A 6,019-nucleotide genomic window follows, 5' to 3' on the forward strand; every position below is an offset into this window, starting at 1 on the left:
CAAAGCCGGTTCCGCGGCTCGAGCTGGTACTTGAGGGGCTTGCTGTCGCTTGTTAGTCATCATGCTGCCGCTTTTACTGGTGCGAACGTCTGGGTGTCGCTGATCTTGAGCGTTGCGCTCACGCTGCCGCTGCGGCCATCTTCAAACTTCACCACGGTTTCAATGAACTGCTCCGCCTTGCCGCCGTAGAGGGCGTCGATCAGGGGCTGGTATTTCTCGGCGATAAAACCGCGCCTGACCTTGTTGGTACGCGTGAGTTCGCCGTCGTCGGCGTCCAGCTCCTTGTGCAGCACCAGGAAGCGGCTGATCTGCGAGCCGGCCAGCAGGGCGTCCACGCTGAGGTCGGCGTTGACTTTTTCCACGCATTCCTTGATGAGCTGGTAGACCTCGGGTTTTTGCGCCAGGTCGGTGTAGCCGGCATAGGGCAGGTTGCGGCGCTCGGCCCAGTTGCCGACGGCGTCGAAGTCGATGTTGAGCATCACGCAGCATTTCTCGCGGCCGTCGCCGTAGGCCACGGCTTCCTTGATGTGCGGGAAGAACTTGAGCTTGTTCTCCACGTACTTGGGCGCGAACATGGCGCCGTCATTGGCGCCGCCCTTGATGCGGCCCACGTCTTTGACGCGGTCGATGATCTTGAGGTGGCCGCTGGCGTCGATAAAGCCCGCGTCGCTGGTGTGGTACCAGCCGTCGGCGCTGAGCACCTCGGCCGTCGCCGTGGGGTTTTTGTAATATTCCTTGAGCAGGCCGGCGGACTTGACCAGGATTTCCCCGTTGTCGGCCACCTTGATTTGCACGCCGCTGATCGGCACCCCTACCGTATCGGCGCGCGCCTCGTTGTCCGGCTGCAGGCACACAAACACGGCGGTCTCTGTCGAGCCATACAGCTGCTTGAGGTTGATGCCGATGGAGCGGTAGAAGGTGAAAAGGTCGGGGCCTATGGCCTCGCCGGCGGTGTAGGCCACCCGCACCCGCGAAAAGCCCAGCGTGTTGCGCAGCGGGCCGTAGACCAGCAGGCCGCCCAACGCATACAGCAACCTGTCCATGCCGCCGACCGGTTTGCCGTCCATCAGCGCCGGGCCGGCGCGTTTGGCCACACCCATGAAATAGTGGAACATGCCGCGCTTGATGCGGCCCGCGTCTTCCATGCGGATCATCACGGTCGTCAGCAGGCTTTCGAAAATCCGCGGCGGCGCAAAGTAATAGGTCGGGCCGACTTCTTTCAGGTCGATGGTCACGGTGCTCGCACTCTCAGGGCAGTTGACCACATAGCCGCAGGCCAGCCACTGGGCATAGCTGAAGATGTTCTGGCCGACCCACGCGGGTGGCAAGTAGGCCAGCACTTCCTCGTCGGAAGTGAGTTTGTCAAAGTCGGCGCCGGCCTTGGCGCGGTCCAGCAAGGTGTTGTGGGTGTGGACCACGCCCTTGGGGTTGCCCGTGGTGCCCGAGGTGAAAAACATCGCGGCCACGTCGTCGGGGCGGGCTTCTTCAGCTTCGGCCCGGAAGAAGCCCGGCTGGCCGGTCGCAAAACCCCGGCCCGCGTCCAGCAGCGCGTCCAGCGACTGCAGGCCGTCCTCGGCATAGTTGCGCAGGCCGCGCGGGTCGTCGTAAACAATGTGCGCCAGCTGCGGGCACTGGCCGCGTATCTCGAGCAGCTTGTCGACCTGCTCCTGGTCTTCCACCAGCGCGAAACGCACGTCGGCGTTGTTGATCGGGAAAACGCATTCGGCGCCCACCGCGTCCTGGTACAGGGGGATGGGTATGGCGCCCAGCGCCTGCGCGGCCAGCATGGTGGCGTAGAGGCGCGGCCGGTTGGCGCCGATGATGACCATGTGCTCGCCGCGCCGCAGGCCCAGCAGGTGCAGGCCGCAGGCGATGTGCTCCACCAGCTGCGCCATGCCGGCCCAGCTGTGCGCTTGCCAGATGCCGTACTCTTTTTCGCGCATGGCCGGGGCGCCGGGGCGCTCGGCCGCATGTTTGAGCAGCAATCGTGGGAACGTGGTCTGCATTCGCTTTTTGTCTCCGTTTTTTGCGGCTATTCAGGAAAACCGCTGGTATGGCACGAATAGTAGGACCGGCTTTGACGCTATGGTGTCATTGCGACGACAATTTCCGGGTAAGTCCTACTGGGGTGTCCCCGGGGTCCGGCCGGTTTATCGGATAAAGCGCCCGTCGCGCGAAACCATGGTCAGTTCCACGAAGCGCGAGGCGTTGCGGGCCGAATCGCTGAAGCTCACTTCAAAGCCGCCCAGGTCGTAGCGCTTCAAGTTCCAGGTGCTGTCGATGAAGGCGGTGCGCGTCGGGTTCTTGCCGGCGCGGCGCAGCGCCTCGGCGAACACGCGGGCATTGATATAGCCCTCGAGCGCCAGGTGCGAAGGCTCCAGCGCCACGCCGGCGGCCTTCCAGGCCTGCTGGAATTCACGCACCATGGGCACCACGGTATTGCCCGGCAGCGGCACCACCTGCGAGACCGCGATGCCGGTGGCGTCCTCGCCCATGGCCTTGAGCGTGGCCGCCGCGCCCATGATGGACAGCGCATACAGCGACAGCCCCTTGCGCTGCGCGCGTATGGCTCTCACGAAATCGATGGTCGGCTTGCCTGCCAGGCCCACGAGCACGGCTTCCGGGTTGGAGGTCGCGATTTTTTCCGCCGCGGGGCCGGCGTCCGAGGCGTTGTTTTCCACGGTGACCGTCGCGGTCGCCTCCAGCTTGTGCTTGATCATGGAGCGCTGGGTGGCATCGAAAACCTCTTTGCCGAAGGAGTTGTTCTGGTAGACGATGGCGATGCGCCGTATGCCGATGGTGGCCAGGTGCTGCACCAGCTGCTCGGCCTCGTCGGCGTAGCTGGCGCGTATGTTGAAGACATTGCGCGCATTGGCCGGGCGCGCCGACAGCGCCCCCGAAAACGGCGCGAAGAAGGGCATGCCCGACTCGATCACCTGCGGCAGCATGGCTTCTATCATGGGTGTGCCCATGCAGTTGAAGAGCGCGAAATTGCTTTTGTCGTCGATAAAGCCCTTGACGTTGCCCAGCGCGCGCTTGACGTCGTAGCCGTCGTCGGCCACCGTGAGCTCTATGGGCCGGCCGTTCACGCCGCCCCTGGCGTTGATGCCGGCAAAGCAGGCCTTGGCGCCCTGGTGCATGGCCTGGCCCAACTCGCCCAGCGGCCCGCTCAGTGCGATGGATTGCGCGATGCGGACGGGGCTGTTGTCCTGGGCGCGCGCGGGACCATAGAGGGCGACTGGAATGGCCGCGAGTGCGCCCAGCATGCGGCGGCGAGCCAGGTGGCCGGCGGGTGGGCGTGAACCGGTTTTCAAGGTGGTGAAAGGACTTGTCATGATGGGTGTCTCCTGGTTGTCATGGGCGCGTGATGGGATCGCGGTGGGCTCTTGGCGGCCTGTCTACGCGGGGCAGATGCTATGCTTTGAAGGCGCGGCCGACTGTCTGCCCAACGACAATCCAAGGGTTGCGCCCGCCCGGGCTTTCCCTGATCCGCCCACCCTCTTTCTTGCTTGAACATTGCGAGCATGGCCACTGAGTCACCCCTTCACCTGCGCCGCAGGGCGCCCACGCCGGACGAGCTGCGCGGCATTCCCTGGCTGTCCCTGCTGCTGCCGGATGAGCGCGCACGCGCGGTAGCGGTGCTGCAGGTCGGTGACGCCGCGCCGGGCGACTATGTCTGCCGTGTCGGCAGGCCGGTGACTTATTGGTTCGGCGTGGTGGAAGGCCTGCTCAAGATGAGCAGCGACAACGCCCAGGGCATGACCATGACATTTGCCGGCCTGCCGCCCGGCGGCTGGTTCGGCGAAGGCACAGCGCTCAAGCGCGAGCCCTACCGTTACAACATCCAGGCGCTGCGCAAAAGCGTGGTGGCCGGTTTGCCGATAGACACCTTTCACTGGCTGCTGGACCATTCCATCGGTTTCAACCGCTTTGTGATGAACCAGCTGAACGAGCGCCTGGGCCAGTTCATCGCCGCGCGAGAGATAGACCGCATGAACAACCCCGACATCCGCGTGGCGCGCAGCCTGGCCGCGCTGTTCAACCCCATCCTGTATCCGGGTGTGGGCGAGATGCTGCGCATCACGCAGCAGGAAATGGCCTACCTGGTGGGCCTGTCGCGCCAGCGCGTGAACGAGGCGCTCAGCGCCTTGCAGGCCCAGGGTTTTATCCGCATCGAATACGGCGGCCTGCGCGTGCTGGACCTGCAAGCGCTGCGCTCCAGCGTGTTCGCGGCCAAAGACGAGGGCCTGGCCGCGCGCACCAACCCTGGCCGCTAAGCCCTAGCCGGTGATACCGGCGATGGCCAGGCGCAGGTTCTCGCGGGCTCGCGCTTCCAGCGCGGCCTGGAAATGCGGCGTGCTGTAAATCACCGGCCGGGCGAGGAAGCCGCGAAGAATCTCGCCGCGCTTTTGGCGAAAGATATCCTCGGGCACAAAAGCGTATTCCTGCCGTATCTGCGCTTCATACTCGGCAAAGCGCGGGGGCAAGGCGCCCAGGATGGACAGGTCGATATCCACCAGCAGTTGCGCATCGGGCGTCACCGGCAGCGCGCTGTGGCAGGTGGCCATGATCAATTCGTCGACCCGCTGCACGGCGGCCGGTACCGCACCATGGCCCTGCAGCACGGCGTGGGCCCAGTCGGCGCTTTGCCGTTCATTGTCATGGCGCTGCGTGTCATAAATACCGTCATGGAACCACAACGCGATTTCAACTTCGCCCGGCTGTTCGGCCAGGTGGCGGACGGCCTCGAAATGCGCCAGGCATTCCGCGAGGTGCTGCAGCGTGTGGTACTGGCGATGCGGTTCCGAATAGCGGGCCAGCAGCTGGTCAAACACGCTGCCGGTGACCGCCCGCGACGCGAGCGCGCCGGTGCAGCGCCGCCAGGAGCGGGCCAGCAGGTCCATGGATTCGGGGGTGGTGTGCGCCATCAGTAGAGTGTGGACTTTTGCCGCGCGGGCAGCTCGCGGTCGTACTTTTCGCCGTCTATGGCCGACGCCGTCAACGCCTGCAGCATGGCGCCCGGCGTGGGCACGTCGGGCCGGGTTTGCGGCGCGGCCTGCCAGAGCTTTGAGCGCTGCAAGGCCCGCGCGCACTGGAAGAACACCGACTCGACGCTGATCACCAGCACGCAATGGGGGAGTTTTCCTTCCATGGCAAAGCGCTGCAGCATCTCGGGCGCGACGCTGATGCGGGCCCGGCCGCAGACGCGTAATGTCTCGCCCACGCCGGGAACGAAAAAAATCAGTGCCACGCGTGAATCGGTCAGCAGGTTGCGCAGGCTGTCGATGCGGTTGTTGCCGCGGCGCTCCGGCAGCAGCAGGGTTTTGTCGTCCTGGATGGCGACAAAGCCCGGCGGGTCGCCGCGCGGCGAGGTGTCCAGCCCGCCCGGCCCCGAAGTGGCGAGCACCGCGAAGGGCGAAGCCCGGATCATGTCCTGGTAGGCCGGGTGCAAATAATCCACCTCTTTTTTGAGGGAGGCTTCGCCGACGGCGCCGAACAGCGCCTCAAGCTGCGGCAGGCTGGTGATGGTGTGGGGGTCGGGGGCGGTTGCTGGGTTCATGGACAGGACTTTATCGCTTTGGGGTTTGGGCCGCGCAGAGCGCATCCACCAGCCTGAGGGCGGGCATCGACAGCTGCTCGAAGCTGCGCGCACAGATCAGCAGCTGCCGGTCGGCCCAGGCATCGGAGAGCTTGAGCAGGCGCAGCCTGCCCGCGCCCACATGGCGTTCGGCCGCGACGGCCGGCACCACGGCCACGCCGACGCCGGCCTCCACCATGCGGCAGACGGCCTCAAAACTGCGCAGCCGTATGCGCGTGCGCATGCGCAGCCCCAGGCGTTCGGCCTGCAGCGCCAGGTGCTGCTGCAGCGCGCTGTCCTCGCCCAGGCCCACAAAATCATGGACCAGGGCTTGCGCGAATGCAATTTGGCGCTGGTTCATAAGCTCACCCCCGTCCAGGCTCACTGCGTGTAGCCTGTTCCCCCCTTGAGGGGGCGGTGCCTGCGGTCTGGCAAAGCCAG

6 protein-coding genes are annotated in these 6,019 nt (G+C 65.3%); 1 reads left to right on the plus strand and 5 read right to left on the minus strand.

What is annotated here, in order from left to right; all coding sequences use genetic code 11:
• Positions 1-59: 59 nt before the first annotated feature.
• Together PMI15_RS23675 and PMI15_RS23680 are read right to left on the minus strand one after the other, a co-directional pair.
• Positions 60-2,006 carry a long-chain fatty acid--CoA ligase gene (locus tag PMI15_RS23675; protein ID WP_007875058.1) on the minus strand — a complete coding sequence of 649 codons (1,947 nt, stop codon included), beginning with the start codon at positions 2,004-2,006 and terminating at the stop codon, positions 60-62.
• A 144-nt stretch (positions 2,007-2,150) separates the two neighbouring features.
• Positions 2,151-3,335 carry an ABC transporter substrate-binding protein gene (locus PMI15_RS23680; RefSeq protein ID WP_007875059.1) on the minus strand — a complete coding sequence of 395 codons (1,185 nt, stop codon included), beginning with the start codon at positions 3,333-3,335 and terminating at the stop codon, positions 2,151-2,153.
• Positions 3,336-3,524: 189 nt separating this feature from the next.
• Here PMI15_RS23680 and PMI15_RS23685 point away from each other — a divergent pair, with 189 nt between their 5' ends.
• Positions 3,525-4,277 carry a Crp/Fnr family transcriptional regulator gene (locus tag PMI15_RS23685; RefSeq protein WP_007875060.1) on the plus strand — a complete coding sequence of 251 codons (753 nt, stop codon included), beginning with the start codon at positions 3,525-3,527 and terminating at the stop codon, positions 4,275-4,277.
• A 3-nt stretch (positions 4,278-4,280) separates the two neighbouring features.
• Here PMI15_RS23685 and PMI15_RS23690 read toward each other — a convergent pair whose 3' ends face one another.
• Genes PMI15_RS23690 through PMI15_RS23700 form a run of 3 tightly spaced genes read right to left on the minus strand, consistent with a single transcriptional unit; the run spans position 4,281 to position 5,939 of the window.
• Positions 4,281-4,928 carry a hypothetical protein gene (locus PMI15_RS23690; RefSeq protein ID WP_007875061.1) on the minus strand — a complete coding sequence of 216 codons (648 nt, stop codon included), beginning with the start codon at positions 4,926-4,928 and terminating at the stop codon, positions 4,281-4,283.
• The gene (locus PMI15_RS23695) at positions 4,928-5,560 is read right to left on the minus strand and encodes a pyridoxamine 5'-phosphate oxidase family protein (protein ID WP_007875062.1); all 633 of its coding nucleotides are present in this window, start codon (positions 5,558-5,560) and stop codon (positions 4,928-4,930) included. Before PMI15_RS23695 ends, PMI15_RS23690 begins: the two co-directional genes overlap by 1 nt.
• A 10-nt stretch (positions 5,561-5,570) precedes the next feature.
• Positions 5,571-5,939 (minus strand): LysR substrate-binding domain-containing protein, encoded by a 369-nt coding sequence (locus PMI15_RS23700; protein ID WP_051002045.1) that lies wholly within the window; start codon positions 5,937-5,939, stop codon positions 5,571-5,573.
• Positions 5,940-6,019: the final 80 nt, after the last annotated feature.

The organism is Polaromonas sp. CF318, assembly GCF_000282655.1.
GTDB lineage: Bacteria > Pseudomonadota > Gammaproteobacteria > Burkholderiales > Burkholderiaceae_C > Polaromonas.

Excerpts from the sequence above, each read along its gene's own strand:
- PMI15_RS23695 (WP_007875062.1), bottom strand. The coding sequence starts at position 5,560 with ATGAACCCAGCAACCGCCCCCGACCCCCACACCATCACCAGCCTGCCG.
- PMI15_RS23685 (WP_007875060.1), top strand. The coding sequence starts at position 3,525 with ATGGCCACTGAGTCACCCCTTCACCTGCGCCGCAGGGCGCCCACGCCG.
- PMI15_RS23700 (WP_051002045.1), bottom strand. The coding sequence starts at position 5,939 with ATGAACCAGCGCCAAATTGCATTCGCGCAAGCCCTGGTCCATGATTTT.
- PMI15_RS23675 (WP_007875058.1), bottom strand. The coding sequence starts at position 2,006 with ATGCAGACCACGTTCCCACGATTGCTGCTCAAACATGCGGCCGAGCGC.
- PMI15_RS23690 (WP_007875061.1), bottom strand. The coding sequence starts at position 4,928 with ATGGCGCACACCACCCCCGAATCCATGGACCTGCTGGCCCGCTCCTGG.
- PMI15_RS23680 (WP_007875059.1), bottom strand. The coding sequence starts at position 3,335 with ATGACAAGTCCTTTCACCACCTTGAAAACCGGTTCACGCCCACCCGCC.